The organism is Bradyrhizobium sp. CCH5-F6 (assembly GCF_001556045.1).
In the GTDB taxonomy this organism is placed as follows: Bacteria; Pseudomonadota; Alphaproteobacteria; order Rhizobiales; family Xanthobacteraceae; genus Bradyrhizobium.
This window is the reverse complement of sequence record NZ_LSIC01000011.1, coordinates 1-14811: the sequence shown is the minus strand read 5'-3', so window position 1 is coordinate 14811 and position 14811 is coordinate 1. Positions and strand designations below refer to the sequence as shown.

Genomic DNA, 14811 nt, shown 5'->3' with positions numbered 1-14811 from the left:
CGGTCCACGCTGATGAGTTCCAGCGTCCGAACGAGCACGATCAAGTGCGTGATCCCGGAAAGAGGCGACAACGATCATGAGCAATGCCATCACTGCCACCGGAGAGAAGCCGCTGACCCCGGCCACGCTGCGCGAATTGTCGGTGCGGTCCGATTGGCAAGGTCTGGTCCGTGCGGCCAGCCACTACGGCGTCATCGTCGTTGTCGGCACACTGATCTGGTGGGTCTCGTCGCGATACGGAATCGTCTGGGCGTTGCCGCTGGTCGTCGTGCAAGGCTACTTTGTCGCATTCCTGTTCATGGTGGTCCACGAGACCGCCCACAAGACGGCGTTTCGCAGCCGCGCGCTCAATCTCGCCTTTGGTCATCTCTCTTCGTTCGCCGTCGGCCTGCCTTACGAATATTACTGCCTGTTTCACTGGGATCATCATCGTTATACGCAGGATCCGGCGAGAGATCCGGAACTGCTGTCCGTTCCGATCCCGACCTCGGACGCGCAACTGGTGATCGTCTACAGCGGCTTGCGGCAGGTTGCCTTCCGGGTGGGGCTGATGCTTCGCCACGCGTTGACTGGCAACGCCACGTCGCCCTGGATTCCGGAGAACAAGCGCCACATTGTCGTGACGGAAGCGCGCCTCCATCTGGCAGGCTACGTCGTCCTGCTGCTGGCATCGGTCGCGTTGCACACCTCGATCCTGTTATGGGTCTGGGTCGTCCCCGTGATCGTCGGTCAATTGTTTCTGCGTCCGTATCTGCTTGCCGAACACACCGGCTGCGATCGCACACGAAGCGCCTTCCAGAATACGCGTACAACCTATACCGCCAGGTTCGTGCGCTGGTTTGCATGGAACATGCCCTATCATGTCGAACACCATGCCTATCCTTCGATTCCGTTTCATGCGTTGCCGAAGCTGAACCGGATCGTCGCCGAACAGATCGTCTATCGGGGGCCGGGCTACATCGCAGTGACGCGGCAGACATGGGCCTGGTTTCGCCGCGCACGCAACGGCATCGAAAGCCCGATCGGTTCTGATTGAAGCGGGACCAGGCATTGGCGACAGCCAGCGAGGGTGCCGTTGACGCAGGCGATACTGCGCCCAAGGTGTAAGCAGCTTGATGAATTTATTGCCCAAGCCACAGTCGGAAACTGGCCTGCTTGCAGAAAAATTGGACGACTCCGAGCCGTGTCGATTAATTGCTTCACGGTCTGCCGTCTTGAGACGACGCTCTCGTCACGGGCGATCACTCCGGTCGCCGGCATCACAGGGGTTTGGCATGCGATCAACGAGCGCTCTTCGCTCTGCCGTATTCGTGCTTACTGCGTCCATCCTGCTTGCGACATCTCCGCGCGCGAGCGCCGAAGACATGCTGAAGGCGCGGCTCGCCCAGAATCTTGGGCCGATCTCGGGACTGGCGATTGTCGCCAGTGCGAAGGGCATTTTCGCCAAGAAGGGGCTCGATATCTCGGTCTCTAATTTCACCAGCGGCAAGCAATGCCTCGACACGGTGCTTGGAGGCGGGGCGGATTTCGCGACAACCGCCGAGGCGCCGGTCACGGCGGCAGCGATGGCGCAACAGCCGATCGCCTTCGTGGCGGGGATGGAATATTCGGACCTCAAGACCATGACCGCGGCTTCTGCCGGGATCAAGACCAAGGCCGATCTGCGTGGAAAGCGTATTGCCTTTACGGCCGGAACCGGCAGCGAAGTCTACACGTCGGTTCTGTTGAAAGCGGCGGGCTTGACTCCGAAGGACGTGACGCTTGTTAACCTGCGACCTCAGGAGATGCTTCCAGCCATGGCGGCCGGCAGCATCGATGCGTTCGATACCTGGGAGCCGCACGTCGCGAATGCGAAGAAGGCTCTTGGCGAAGGCGCGATCCCGCTTGATACCAAAGGCCTCTACTCCGAGACCTTCAATATTGTCGTGACGCAGTCCTACCTCGCCGCAAACCCGGCGATCGTCAGCAAGTTCCTGGCATCCCTTATCGAAGCCGAAGGCTGGCTCAAGGCGAATCCGGGTGAAGCAATCGACGTCATCGCAACCGCGACGGGGATGAAACGCGACGAATTGGCTTCGATCTGGCCGGACTATGTCTACCATGTACGCCTCGACGACAGGATTCTCACGACCCTGAAAACCCACGCCGCCTGGCGGCTCGAGACCGGCAATCATCCCCCTGGAGCGAGCATGCCCGACTTCTCGAAAGTCCTGGTGACGGGACCGCTGAAGGCGCTCGATCCGGCTCGCGTCACGCTGGAGGCGCGCCCGTGAACGTCGGGGGACGCAGCCGTGCAAGCGCGACCGCGCGGCTGAGCGTACTGGTCGCCGTCCTCTCCGTGCCAGCCTTCACAGGCGTGTGGGAACTGGTTGCGCGCTCCGGCATCGTGAACCCCGTGCTGTTTCCCCCGCCATCGACCGTCGCTGTCGCCATTCTCGAATGGATTCGCAGCGGACAATTCTTCGCCGACCTGCTGGCGAGCCTCTCGCGCGTGGCAGCGGGATTTGCGATCGGGGCCGCGGGCGGGATCGTGCTCGGCGTCCTGACCGGCCGGTTTTGGCTGGTGTCCAGCCTGCTTTCGCCCTTGTTTCACATCCTTCGCCCGATTCCTCCCATAGCCTTCGTGCCGATCGTCATCCTTTGGTTTGGGCTCTCGGAGGCAGGCAAGCTTTTCCTGGTCGTTTGGGGCGTGTTCTTCACGGTGTGGCTCGCCACTCACATCGGAGTGCAGAAAGTCGACCGCGGACTTATCCGTGCCGCCCAGATGCTCGGCACGCCTCAACCGCAGATGCTGTGGGAGATCGTTTTTCTCGGCGCGCTGCCCTACATCACAGTCGGTCTTCGGACCGCGGTGAGCATCTCTTTCTACACGCTGGTCGCCGCCGAACTGGCAGGAGCGTTCGCCGGCATCGTCTATCGTATCGAAATTGCGCAGCAGAACATGCAAACGGGTCAGGTCATGGGCGGGTTGGCGGCTCTCGGTTTGCTTTCCTTCATCGCCGACCGCTCCTTCGCTACTCTTGCCGAACGTGCCGTGTGGTGGCGATGACCCCGAGCCTTCGTCCCGAACAGTCGCTCAGGCTCGTGGAAACGCACGCACCGTCCGCCCCGGCACGTCACGCGATGATCCGGGTCGAGGATTTGAGCATCGTCTTCGATGCGCGGGGCGGACAGGTCATCGCGGTCGATCGCGTATCCCTGGCGGTGTCGCAGGGAGAATTCGTCTCGATCGTCGGTCCATCGGGCTGCGGCAAGTCCACGCTCCTGAATGCGATGGCGGGCCTCGAGCGGCCGTTCGAAGGCCAGGTCGTCATAGCGGGCGAAGCAATGCTCGCGCCACGGCCCGAGATCGGGATGGTCTTCCAGCAGCCCCATCTGTTTCCGTGGAAATCGGTGCGCCGGAATATCGCGCACGGGCCTCGCGCCCTCGGCAAGCCGAGGTCGGAGGCGCTGCGGATCGCCGACGAACTCATCGAAATGATCGGGCTGACCCGATTTGCGTCGGCCTACCCGCACACGCTATCGGGAGGCATGCAGCAACGGGTTGCGATCGCCCGTGCCCTCGCCAATCAGCCGCGCGTCCTGTTGATGGACGAGCCCTTCGGAGCGCTGGACGCGCAGACCCGGACGGTCATGCAGGACAATCTGCTCGAACTCCGCGAGCGGATCAACGCAACGATCGTCTTCGTCACGCACGACGTCGATGAAGCGATCCTCCTCTCCGACCGTGTGCTGATCATGAGCGCGGGCCCGGGCCGCATTCTCAAAGACCTTCAGGTGAACCTGCCACGACCGCGCTCCAGCGCCATCGTTGCGGAGGCTGCCTATCTCGCGCTCAAGCGGGATTGCCTCGACCTTATCCGCTCGGAGGGCCGCCGGGCCTTCGAGCAAATGGAAGTCAAGGCGTAGGCGCCCGGCGACAGCTCTGGCATGGCTCTTGAATGGCTTTCCTTGCGGCGGCAAGGGAGCGCGCAGATGTCAGCAGCAAGCATCAGGAATACGACCGGCATCATGCTGGCAGGATCGGATGCTCTGGTCGGGTCGCTGCCCAGTCTGCTGGATCCGTTGTGTGAGGCTGACCGGAATCGTGTCCTCGCCATCGGCCGCGAGGAGGTTTTGCCGGCAGGCAAGCATGTCTGGCGTCAGGGCGATCTCCAGACCGGCATTTATCTGATCGAAGAGGGACGTATTCGCAGCTACTACGCGGCTCCTTCCGGACGCGAGGTGACGCTGGCCTACTGGTTCGCCGGCAATTTCGTCGGCGGACCGGATCTGTTCGGTACGGGTGCCCACGTATGGTCTTCGGTTGCCGTGGAACGGAGCCAGGTGACGTTCTTGCCCGGCCCGGCCCTGCGCGCGCTGGCGCTTCAATCGGCAAGCATCGCCGTCGCGCTGCTGGATGCGCTCGCCTTCAAGGCGCGGTGCTACTCGGCCATGGCACAAATGCTGGGGACCCGCTCGGTGACCGAGCGGTTGCATCGTCTGCTGGTCTTCCTCTCGAAGATCTACGGTTCGCAGCAGGGCCGCGAGATCGTGATCGGGATTCCATTCACGCATGGCGATCTCGCCAATCTGATCGGCTCAACCCGCCAATGGGTGACGGTGCAGTTGTCCCGCATGCAGGCAAGGGGCGTCATCCGTTATCACCGAGGCCTGATTGTGATCCTCAATCTGCGCGCTCTCGATCTCGAAGTCGTCTAGGCCGTCGGATATACCTTTAGATCGAACAGTCCGGCCTTCGCATCGGGCAGCCATCGCTCGGCAAGGTCGAGAAGAGCATGGTCGCGCCACGCAGGCGCCAGCAAGGTGATGCCCATCGGCATGCCGTTGCCGAGCGTGGCGTTGGGAACGGCCACCGCGCACAAGTCCAGGAGATTGGCAAAATAGGAGTAGTAACCGAGGCGACTGTTGAGCGTGATGGGATCTTCCATCATCTCCGCGATCGTGAAGGGGCGCGGCGCGGTCGGTACCACCAGGACATCGATCTCCTCGAAAAGCGATTGGATCCGGCGTCGCAGCTTCAAAAGTCGGTGTTGCGCGGCAAACGCATCTGTTGCGGAAAACCGCGCGGCTGCGCTCAGCACGTTGCGGATGACGTCAAGCAAGCCTCCATGATCGATGTCCAGGAGCTTGCTGATGGCCGCATGACGTTCGGCAATCCAGGGCCCTGAAAAGAGCATGTCACCGGCTTCGGCGAACGGCGCGAAGTCGATTTGCCTGGCCTGACCTCCCAGTCCCGAAAGCCTCGTGCAGGCCTGCCTGTAAAGGTCGTTGCATTCGGGCATGCCGAATGAATTCAGATCACCGATGTCGATCTGGCCGAACCGGAATTTGCGAGGAGATGGGGAGGACGATGGAATTCGCTGGCGGCTATAGGGATCGCTGTCGTCGAATCCTTCAATTAAGGCGAGCAGAATTCGACCCTCGGCAATGGAATTGCAGAAAATCGAGGGGCAATCGAGCGTCGGACAGTTCGGCACGAGCCCCCGGGATGAGACGAGGCCGACGGTTGGCTTGATCCCGATGATGCCGTTGAAGCCTGCGGGAATCCGGCCCGAGCCGCCGGTATCTGTGCCGAGAGCGAAGGCAACATGGCCGGATGCGACGGCAGCAGCCGAACCGGAACTCGAACCGCCGGAAACATAGAGATCGTTGGCCGCGCTGGAACAGGCGCCATAGGGCGAGCGGGTGCCGGACAGTCCGGTTGCGAACTGATCCAAATTGGTCTTGCCAAGACAGATCGCACCTGCGGCCGTCAGACTCTCGACGCATCTGGCCGATTGCGCAGCCACATATTCGAATGACGGACATGCTGCCGTCGTTGGCATGGCCTTGACGTCGATATTGTCCTTGACGCCGAATGGCACGCCGAGGAGCGGCAGGACTTCACCCTCCTCCACTCGCCGCACAAGGGCATGAGCCTCGGCCAACGCTTCTTCCATAGGCCGCACATGGATCCAGCAGTTGCGGCGCCAGTCCCGTTCGATGCGCTCATAGGCGGTTGTAATGGTGGAGACCAACTCTGCAGACGAACGGTGAGGTCGGCTCTGCGCGGACCAGATAGCTTGCGGCACGGAATAAACTCCTGAGGGGTATGACCCCATGAATATGAAGCCGCTGCCCAACAATGAAAGCAACTAAGCGCCGGCACGATTCGAACGTGTGGCCTTCACCTTCGGAGAGCAGGCGGCCTGCCGAATTCGTTGTTCCGCATCCAGATCGACCGGCTCGTCGGCATGCACCGCGTCTCAGCGAAACTTGCAGTGCTCAAACGTCGGTAAGCGAAGGCCCGAAAGCCGCGAACCGGGCGCGGCTAATCGTCTGCTGCTGATTGCGGAGAGGGTCCTCAAGGAGCTTGAGTCGCGCAAGATACCCGGCATTCACGCCGAAAATTGCGCGCTTCATAGGGATACTGAATCGCAGTCTGGCGTACAAAATCGCGTAAATGGCGGAGAGAGTGGGATTCGAACCCACGGTACGGTTTCCCGCACACACGCTTTCCAAGCGTGCGCCTTAAGCCACTCGGCCATCTCTCCAGAGCGCCCTCTCTTGAAGGGGCGCCGTTGATTTTGCAAGAGACCGCGGGGCAAATCGGGCGATTTTCCGCAACTTGTTGTATTTACACGATAATATCTGGCCGCGCAGGCGCCTTTGACCTGCCCGCCGCTGAACCGGGGGCGGGTTTGGCGCGACGATTCACGCAAGGCCTGCAACTTCACCGGGGACCGTCATGACCATCCGCAAGACCATCGTCGCCCTTGGCCTGATTTTGGCCCTTGGCTCCGCGTTCGGCGTACCGGCCTCCGCCCAGGTTTGCAGCCGCCACGGCGTTGACGTGAGCTGCGAGGACGGGCGGCGCGGGGTGCTGTCGGGCGATGCGATCATCTGGCCGGACGGCACGCGCTCAAGCTCGACGCCGCATCCGAGCGTGATCATCGGCAACAAGAGCTCGGTGCATGTCGGGCCTGGCGTGTTCGCTGGCCAGGGCAAGGGCGCGGTGCCGCTGGACGACCCCAACGCGCCGAACAAGCGGCAATGCGCGATCCTGGATGGCGTTTCATACTGTTATTGAGGCTCGATCTGCAGCTTGCGGCCCGCGTTCTCAGGCCCGCGTGGCAATACGCGATGGCCGGGACAAGCCCGGCCAAGACAGGAGAGCGTACGGAAGCCTCAAATCAGCCGCACGCCGGATATCGCCGACTTCAACCAGCGCAGCGCCTGCGGCGGCTGGGCTGCGAGCGGGGCGACCGCGGCCTTCTCGGTCCGGCACTTCTCAAGCTCGGCGACGAAGTCGGCGGACCATTGCTGGATGGTGTGGCTGCGCAGCTTCTTCATCATCGCGTCCCAGCGCATCTTGCGCTCGGTGAGCGGCATTGAGGCGGCGACTGCGATCGCGCGAGCCATTCCGTCGATGTCGTGCGGGTTGACCAGCAGCGCGGTGTCGAGCTCGTTGGCCGCGCCCGCGAACTTCGACAGCACCAGCACGCCGGGATCGGCCGGGTTTTGCGCGGCGACATATTCCTTGGCGACGAGATTCATGCCGTCATGAAGCGGCGTCACCACGCCGATCTGCGCGGTACGGTAGAGACCGGCGAGCACAGCCTGGCTGAAGCCCTTGTTCAAATAGCGGATCGGCGTCCAGTCGACCTCGCCGTGGCGGCCGTTGACGTCGGAGACGAGGCGGGCGACCTCGTTCTGGAGATTTCCATAGGCCTCGATGCCGCCCCGCGACGGCGTGGCGATCTGCAGCAGCGAGATGCTGCGCGCAAACTGCGGCTGCTCGGTCCAGAGCCGGTCGAAGGCGCTGATGCGGTTAACGAGGCCCTTGGAATAGTCGAGGCGATCGACACCGATCGCGAGCCGCTCGCCGTTGAGGCTGCGCCGCAGGCGCGATACGTCGGGATGCGAAGCCGATTTCGCAGCGTACTGCGCAAACTTCTCGGCATCGATGCCGATCGGGAAGACTTCACAGCGTGTGCGTCCATGCTGCGAGACCACGACGCCGTCGTCGATGGCGAGGCCAAGCTCGCCGCCGACATAACCCAGGAAGTTCTGGCGGTCCTCCTCGGTCTGGAAGCCGAGCAGATCGTAGGCCAGCATGGCCGTGATCAGCTCGCGATGGTTGGGCACACCCTGCATGACCGCCGTGACGGGCCACGGCGTGTGCAGGAAGAAGCCGATGGGATCATCGACTCCGAGTTCGCGCAGCTCGGCGCCGAGTGCGAGGAAATGATAATCCTGCACCCAGAACGCCGTCCTGGCTTTTCGGAAGCGCATGAGGGCATGCGCCATGAAGGCGTTGACCTCGCGATAGCTGACGTAATCGTCCCGGCAGACGCGGATCAGGTCGCTGCGCGAATGCAGCGCCGGCCACAGCGCGGAATTGGCAAAGCCTTCGTAATAGCCGCCGTAATGCGCCGCCGGCAGGTCCAGCGTCGCAATCGCGCCCGCCCCGAGCGCCTCGATCTCGGCAAAGGGTTCCTTCTGATGCCCATCACGCACCCGGCCGGAGGAACCGACCCAGATCGCACCAGAATGTTCCACGACGGGCAGCAAGGCCGCCGCAAGGCCGCCCGTCATGGGCTCGTTGGGCTTGCCGCGGGCGACGCGATTTGAAACGACGACTAAGTTCACAGGTCGTCCCCTCCTGTTCATTCCACCCCGTTTAACTGCCGTTCATCAATATGGTTCCTGATCATCGTTTCAACCAATTGAAACCAAAATCAGGCGTGCGCGTTGGACCTGGTTTCGCTTGCGGAACCCGGGAATATCGCTGCAATGACAGCTTTGGCGGTCGTCTTGGGCAGCATGCACTCGGCCCGCAAGGGCGCTGCGCCCAGGGCAATGTGTCTGCGAGGTGGCGCTGCCTTCGTTTCACCTTGGATCGAGCAGGTGCGCGAGGAACGCACGCACGTCCGCCGGCGCATCGAAATGGCCATTCACGCCCATGGCGCGGCGGCCGACCGAGAAGGCGAGCCCGTCCATGTCGGGCATGATCGCGAACACCGTCTCGTCGGTAACGTCGTCCCCGATGAACAATGGGCGCCGCCCCCGGAACGGCTCGTGCGTCATCAATTCGCGCACGCCGCTCGCCTTGGTGAAGCCGGAATGCTTGATCTCGCAGACGAACTTGCCCGGCAGCACCTCGATCGGCGCATTCGGCAAGTCGGCGCGGATCAGCGAAACGGATTCGTAGATCGCTTTCTCCGCGTGCGGCGCAAGACGGTAATGCAGCGCGAGCGAGTAGCCCTTGTCCTCGAGCAGAATGCCTGGGCTGAGCTTGGCAATGGCCGCCAGGCGCCGCTTCAGCTCCTTGTCCAGCGGCGGCGCGTGCACAGCATCGGCTTCATTGTCCACCGAGAGCCGCATCTCCGCGCCGTGACCGCCGACCGCGCGGAACACGTCGGGCGCGAAGATCAGGTCGATGTCGTTCAGCGAGCGGCCGCTCACCAGCGCCAGCGCGCCGGAGGTGCGCTCGGTGAGATGCTTCAGCGTTTCCGACAGGCCCGGCGGCACCCACACCTCGCGCGGCGTCGGCATCAGGTCGAGCAGAGTGCCGTCGATGTCGAGCAGAAGGGCGATTTCGTCGAGATGCGGCACCAGCGCGTGCGGCACCGGCACCGCATCGGGCGCATCGTCATCCCGCATGGTACGCTTCTGGTCCAATGCCACTTCCGCACGTTCCAATTTCATCAGTCTACTCCATAAAGGCAAGCGGCCGCGCAATTTCTTCGAGCGGTTTGCGCTCGGCAGCGACGGCATAGCGCCACGCCACGATCGCAGCCGCAATCATCAGGGCTGACCCCAGCAGATAGCCGGCGAACACGCTGTTGCGCGACCCCGTGTCGATCAGCGCGCCGAACAGCGCCGGCCCGATCACGCCGCCGATGCCGGTACCGACCGCATAGAACACCGCAATCGCCAGCGCACGAACCTCCAGGGGAAACGTCTCGCTGACGGTGAGATAGGCCGCGCTCGCGGCCGGCGAGGCAAAGAAGAAGATCACCATCCAGGCGATCGTCTGCCCCTGCGCGCTCAGCACGCCGATCGAGAACAGATAGCCTGACAGGGCCAGCAACACGCCCGATGCGCAATAGGTGAACATGATCATGGTGCGGCGGCCGAGCGTATCGAACAGGCGTCCGAGCAGGAGCGGTCCCAGGAAATTGCCGGCGGCGAAGGGCAACAGGTACCAGCCGACACGATCGGCGCTGATGCCGTAGAAATCGGTCAGCACCAGCGCGAAGGTGAAGAAGATGGCGTTGTAGAAGAACGCCTGCGCGCTCATCAGCGCGAGGCCGACCAGCGCGCGCTGGCGATAGGCCGAGAACAACGTATGCACGACCTCGCTGATCGGCGTGTGATCGCGCATCTTCAGCCGGATCTTGGTGAAGCGCCCGTCCGTCAGATCCTGATCGTGCCCGATCGCCGAGCGCTCGATCCCGTCGACGATGGCATGGGCCTCGTCGGGATGGCCATGGATCATCAGCCAGCGCGGACTCTCCGGGATCCACATTCGCATCAACAGCACGACGAGGCCGATGGCCGCGCCAATGAGATAGGCCATGCGCCAGCCGAGATCGGGCTCGATCACGGCGGGATCGAGCAGGATGATGGAAGCGACGGCGCCCATCGCAGCCCCGATCCAGAAGCTGCCATTGATGACGAGATCGGTCCAGCCGCGATAGCGCGCCGGCACCAGCTCCTGGATGGTCGAGTTGATCGCGGTGTATTCGCCGCCGATGCCGGCGCCGGTGAGGAAACGAAACAGCGCGTAGCTCGCAACGTCCCAGGACAGAGCGGTCGCGGCGGTTGCCGACAGATAGACTGCCAGCGTGATGAAGAACAGTTTCTTGCGCCCGATGCGATCGGTCAGCCAGCCGAAGCCGAGCGCACCGAGCACGGCGCCCGCGAGATAGGCGGAGTTGGCAATACCGAGATCGAGATTGGAGAAATGCAGCGACGGGCTCTGCTTCAGCGCGCCGGACAGCGCACCAGCCAGGGTCACCTCGAGTCCGTCGAGAATCCAGGTGATCCCGAGCGCGAGCACGACGCGGGTATGGAAACCGCTCCACGGCAGCGCGTCAAGACGCGAGGGAATGCTGGTCTCGACGATACGATCGGTCGCGGCCACCGCCGGGACTACGGGTGCATGGTTCAGCGCTGGGCTTTGCTGCATTTCCATCGGGTTGTCTGACCAATGGAAGCGGCCCCGGTTCACATGACGTGGACGGGGTCGATCCGATCATGGGGGTGCGGCATTCTGCCTGCCACCCGCGACAACGCATGCGGCGTGGCCCGGTTCCCACGGGAGCGACCTCGAAGAACACCCATTTCTGATTGAGCTCCAACGAGTTGACGCATGGCTCAGGTCAGAAAGACGACACATTCACGAAAGATCGCCCGCAACAGCAGATGACGCTGCTGAAGACGCAGCGCATGCGATGGGAGCGCGCGAAGGTGAGCTGAAGCGAGCGTCCGCCGACGGCGGCGCTAGGCCGCCCTGATGTTCGCCATGAAGCGGTCGAGCTCGGCGCGCAGACGGGTGCTTTCGCTCGACAGCGTCTTGGCCGAATTCAGCACCTCTTCCGAGGCCGAGCCGGTCTCGGCCGCGCCACGGTTGACCTGGCCGATATCGGTGGCCGCGGTCTGGGTGCCCTGTGCCACGGTCTGGACGCTGCGCGCGATCTCCTGCGTCGCCGCGCCCTGCTGCTCCACCGCGCTCGCGATCGACGTCGCGATCGTCGAAATCTGGCCGATGGTCGCGCCGATCTCCTTGATCGCGGCGACCGATTCGGCCGTGGCGCCCTGCATGCCCGCGATGTGCGAGGAGATCTCGTCCGTCGCTTTCGCCGTCTGGCTCGCCAGCGACTTCACCTCGCTCGCCACGACCGCGAAGCCGCGGCCGGCTTCACCGGCGCGCGCCGCCTCGATGGTGGCGTTGAGCGCGAGAAGGTTGGTCTGCTCGGCAATCGCCGTGATCAGCTTGACCACCTCCCCGATCTGCTGGGCCGCGTGCGACAGCTTGCCGATGCGGCCGTCGGTCTCCCTGGCCTGCACCACGGCAGCCTCGGCAATGCGGCTGGAATCGCGGACCTGGCGGCCGATCTCCTCGACCGAGGCCGACAGCTCTTCGGTCGCGGTCGCGACCGACTGCATGTTGCTGGACGCCTCCTCGGACACGCCGGCGACCTGGCTCGACAGGCTCTGCGTGGTCTCGGCGGTGCGGGTCAAGGTGGAGGCCGCCGATTCCAGCTGCACGGCGGAGGCCGAGACGTTGGAGACGATGGCGCCGACCGCGCTCTCGAAATCATCGGCGAAACGGATCAGCTCGGCGCGGCGGCTCGCGGCCTGCTCCCGGTTCTGGGCTTCGCTGGCGGCGGCATCGCGCTCGGCCTTGGCGACCGCCTGAACCTTGAACTCCTCGACCGCACCGGCCATCTCGCCGATCTCGTCCTTGCGGCCGAGGCCCGGCAGCACGACGTCGAAATTGCCCGAGGCAAGCTCGCGCATCGCCTTGCACATCGCGATCATCGGACGCGAGATGCCGTTGCCGAGCCACAAGGCCAGCACGATGCCCACGGCCAGCCCGCCCAGCGCCATCATCAGCATCAGCTGCTCGGTGTCGATGATGGTGCTATTGGCGCTCGCCTCGATGCGCTGCTGGTCGGCGGTCAGATCCGAGCGCAACTCGGCCGAGAGCTTGAGGATGGTCGCCGCCGTCTTGGTCATCTCGCCGTTCAGCTTGACGATGACCTTCACGTTCTCGGTCAGCTTTGCGAACGAGGTGCGGTACTGCTTCAAGAGATCGCCGATCTCCTTGACGCGGTCCGTGATCTTCTGGTCATTCGCGTAGATGGAGACCATCAGCGTCTCGAGAAACTTGATGCGGGCGATCACGCCGTCGGCGGTCTTCGGCTCCGGCTTGGCCACGAAGGCGCTGACCGAGGTGGAGACCGCCAGATATTGCGAGGTGACGTCCTTGGCCGTGGTCTGAACCGAGTTCAGGCCCGCCAGAGCTGCGGTGTCGGCGAGATCGTCGAATTTGAAGCGGATCTTGTTGCCGACGCTGTTGAGCTCTTCGGCCGCGATCTTGTTGTTCTCGCGCGTCAGCGTGATGATATCGCCGAACACTTTCGTAAAGCTCTGGAACTCCGCCTCGAGCTTGCCGACCTGCTCACGGCGGGCGGCGCCGGTCGTCGCGGCCATCGACTTGGCGATCGCGCTCTTCAGATTGCCTTCAGCAGCCTTGGCCGCGGTCTCGTCGTCCGCTGCGCCGGTCAGTGTATACGCCCTTGCCAGACCCTGATAGGCGACCAGCTCGCGATCGACCGTGCGGGCCAGATCGGCTTCCAATACGCTGGTGCGGTAGGACGCCACGGCGCCTGCGATTCGCTCGAAGCCGAAATAAGCGAAGGCCATGCTGCCGGCGAGGATGGCGAGCACCGCCACGAAGCCGAGGATGATCTTTGCGCGAAAGCGCAGCGTTGGCAGCTTCGATTTGCTCGACTTTGACTTCACGGACATTCCCCCACCCCATTCCATTCGCGGAAAACCAGGCGCAACCAGGAAGCAGCCCGCTTCCCGACTCGCCCGCACGTTACGGAGCAAAGGATAAGCTGTGGTAAATATGTGGCGCCGCAACCGTCGGTTAGGCGAAGCCGGGAATTGTTAAGGCGCGCTTTCTCGCGCCGTTACAAATTTCACCGCCGCGCTTGTCCGGAACGAAGGCGGTCTGAGGCAACGCCGCCGACGGCGGCGCTAGGCCGCCCTGATGTTCGCCATGAAGCGGTCGAGCTCGGCGCGCAGACGAGTGCTTTCGCTCGACAGCGTCTTGGCCGAGTTCAGCACCTCTTCCGAGGCCGAGCCGGTCTCGGCCGCGCCACGGTTGACCTGGCCGATATCGGTGGCCGCGGTCTGGGTGCCCTGCGCGACGGTCTGGACGCTGCGCGCGATCTCCTGGGTCGCCGCGCCCTGCTGCTCCACCGCGCTCGCGATCGACGTCGCGATCGTCGAAATCTGGCCGATGGTCGCGCCGATCTCCTTGATCGCGGCGACCGATTCGGCCGTGGCGCCCTGCATGCCCGCGATGTGCGAGGAGATCTCGTCCGTCGCTTTCGCCGTCTGGCTCGCCAGCGACTTCACCTCGCTCGCCACGACCGCGAAGCCGCGGCCGGCTTCACCGGCGCGCGCCGCCTCGATGGTGGCGTTGAGCGCGAGAAGGTTGGTCTGCTCGGCAATCGCCGTGATCAGCTTGACCACCTCCCCGATCTGCTGGGCCGCGTGCGACAGCTTGCCGATGCGGCCGTCGGTCTCCCTGGCCTGCACCACGGCAGCCTCGGCAATGCGGCTGGAATCGCGGACCTGGCGGCCGATCTCCTCGACCGAGGCCGACAGCTCTTCGGTCGCGGTCGCGACCGACTGCATGTTGCTGGACGCCTCCTCGGACACGCCGGCGACCTGGCTCGACAGGCTCTGCGTGGTCTCGGCGGTGCGGGTCAAGGTGGAGGCCGCCGATTCCAGCTGCACGGCGGAGGCCGAGACGTTGGAGACGATGGCGCCGACCGCGCTCTCGAAATCATCGGCGAAACGGATCAGCTCGGCGCGGCGGCTCGCGGCCTGCTCCCGGTTCTGGGCTTCGCTGGCGGCGGCATCGCGCTCGGCCTTGGCGACCGCCTGAACCTTGAACTCCTCGACCGCACCGGCCATCTCGCCGATCTCGTCCTTGCGGCCGAGGCCCGGCAGCACGACGTCGAAATTGCCCGAGGCAAGCTCGCGCATCGCCTTGCACATCGCGATCATCGGACGCGA

At 63.8% G+C, this 14811-nt stretch carries 12 protein-coding genes and 1 tRNA gene; 6 read left to right on the top strand and 7 right to left on the bottom strand.

From position 1 onward, the window contains the following. Nucleotides 1-76: 76 nt before the first annotated feature. The 5 genes from AX729_RS00650 (at nucleotide 77) to AX729_RS00630 (ending at nucleotide 4701) form a co-directional block, all read left to right on the top strand. Nucleotides 77-1036 (top strand): fatty acid desaturase, encoded by a 960-nt coding sequence (locus tag AX729_RS00650; RefSeq protein WP_061019969.1) that lies wholly within the window; start codon nucleotides 77-79, stop codon nucleotides 1034-1036. A gap of 79 nt (nucleotides 1037-1115) precedes the next feature. Next, complete coding sequence (locus tag AX729_RS00645) at nucleotides 1116-2273, top strand: ABC transporter substrate-binding protein (RefSeq protein WP_245325005.1); 1158 nt, start codon at nucleotides 1116-1118, stop codon at nucleotides 2271-2273. A 122-nt stretch (nucleotides 2274-2395) separates the two neighbouring features. Continuing rightward, on the top strand, nucleotides 2396-3049 hold the full coding sequence (locus AX729_RS00640) for an ABC transporter permease (RefSeq protein WP_245324998.1): 654 nt from the start codon (nucleotides 2396-2398) through the stop codon (nucleotides 3047-3049). A 74-nt stretch (nucleotides 3050-3123) separates the two neighbouring features. After that, the gene (locus AX729_RS00635; RefSeq protein WP_061019966.1) at nucleotides 3124-3909 is read left to right on the top strand and encodes an ABC transporter ATP-binding protein; all 786 of its coding nucleotides are present in this window, start codon (nucleotides 3124-3126) and stop codon (nucleotides 3907-3909) included. 66 nt (nucleotides 3910-3975) lie between these two features. Further along, entirely contained in the window at nucleotides 3976-4701 is a 726-nt protein-coding gene (locus AX729_RS00630; protein WP_061019965.1) for a Crp/Fnr family transcriptional regulator, read from the top strand. On the opposite strand, the gene atzF is transcribed toward AX729_RS00630, so the two are convergent. Together atzF and AX729_RS00620 are read right to left on the bottom strand one after the other, a co-directional pair. After that, entirely contained in the window at nucleotides 4698-6074 is a 1377-nt protein-coding gene (atzF, locus tag AX729_RS00625) for an allophanate hydrolase (RefSeq protein WP_061019964.1), read from the bottom strand. The two genes, AX729_RS00630 and atzF, sit on opposite strands and share 4 nt — an antisense overlap. Before the next feature lie 372 nt (nucleotides 6075-6446). Next, nucleotides 6447-6536: transfer RNA gene (locus tag AX729_RS00620), tRNA-Ser, on the bottom strand. 194 nt (nucleotides 6537-6730) lie between these two features. Between AX729_RS00620 and AX729_RS00615 the strand changes: the two genes are divergently transcribed. Beyond that, nucleotides 6731-7072: a hypothetical protein gene (locus AX729_RS00615; protein ID WP_061019963.1), complete on the top strand. Its 342-nt coding sequence runs from the start codon at nucleotides 6731-6733 to the stop codon at nucleotides 7070-7072. A gap of 98 nt (nucleotides 7073-7170) precedes the next feature. Here AX729_RS00615 and AX729_RS00610 read toward each other — a convergent pair whose 3' ends face one another. From AX729_RS00610 to AX729_RS00590, 5 genes are all read right to left on the bottom strand, one after another. Next, nucleotides 7171-8634: a trehalose-6-phosphate synthase gene (locus AX729_RS00610; protein WP_061019962.1), complete on the bottom strand. Its 1464-nt coding sequence runs from the start codon at nucleotides 8632-8634 to the stop codon at nucleotides 7171-7173. Between the two features lie 240 nt (nucleotides 8635-8874). Beyond that, complete coding sequence (otsB, locus tag AX729_RS00605) at nucleotides 8875-9693, bottom strand: trehalose-phosphatase (RefSeq protein ID WP_061019961.1); 819 nt, start codon at nucleotides 9691-9693, stop codon at nucleotides 8875-8877. A 4-nt stretch (nucleotides 9694-9697) separates the two neighbouring features. After that, entirely contained in the window at nucleotides 9698-11185 is a 1488-nt protein-coding gene (locus AX729_RS00600) for an MFS transporter (protein ID WP_082770312.1), read from the bottom strand. 308 nt (nucleotides 11186-11493) lie between these two features. Then, nucleotides 11494-13527 carry a methyl-accepting chemotaxis protein gene (locus AX729_RS00595; RefSeq protein WP_061019960.1) on the bottom strand — a complete coding sequence of 678 codons (2034 nt, stop codon included), beginning with the start codon at nucleotides 13525-13527 and terminating at the stop codon, nucleotides 11494-11496. Between the two features lie 234 nt (nucleotides 13528-13761). Then, on the bottom strand, nucleotides 13762-14811 hold a 1050-nt coding region (locus AX729_RS00590; protein WP_197433512.1), incomplete at its 5' end, for a methyl-accepting chemotaxis protein.

Bases quoted from the DNA above. Each gene is read 5' to 3' on its own strand.
- AX729_RS00600 (WP_082770312.1), bottom strand. From the start codon at position 11,185: ATGGAAATGCAGCAAAGCCCAGCGCTGAACCATGCACCCGTAGTCCCG.
- otsB (WP_061019961.1), bottom strand. From the start codon at position 9,693: ATGAAATTGGAACGTGCGGAAGTGGCATTGGACCAGAAGCGTACCATG.
- AX729_RS00650 (WP_061019969.1), top strand. From the start codon at position 77: ATGAGCAATGCCATCACTGCCACCGGAGAGAAGCCGCTGACCCCGGCC.
- AX729_RS00635 (WP_061019966.1), top strand. From the start codon at position 3,124: ATGATCCGGGTCGAGGATTTGAGCATCGTCTTCGATGCGCGGGGCGGA.
- AX729_RS00630 (WP_061019965.1), top strand. From the start codon at position 3,976: ATGTCAGCAGCAAGCATCAGGAATACGACCGGCATCATGCTGGCAGGA.
- AX729_RS00645 (WP_245325005.1), top strand. From the start codon at position 1,116: ATGAATTTATTGCCCAAGCCACAGTCGGAAACTGGCCTGCTTGCAGAA.
- AX729_RS00595 (WP_061019960.1), bottom strand. From the start codon at position 13,527: ATGTCCGTGAAGTCAAAGTCGAGCAAATCGAAGCTGCCAACGCTGCGC.
- AX729_RS00615 (WP_061019963.1), top strand. From the start codon at position 6,731: ATGACCATCCGCAAGACCATCGTCGCCCTTGGCCTGATTTTGGCCCTT.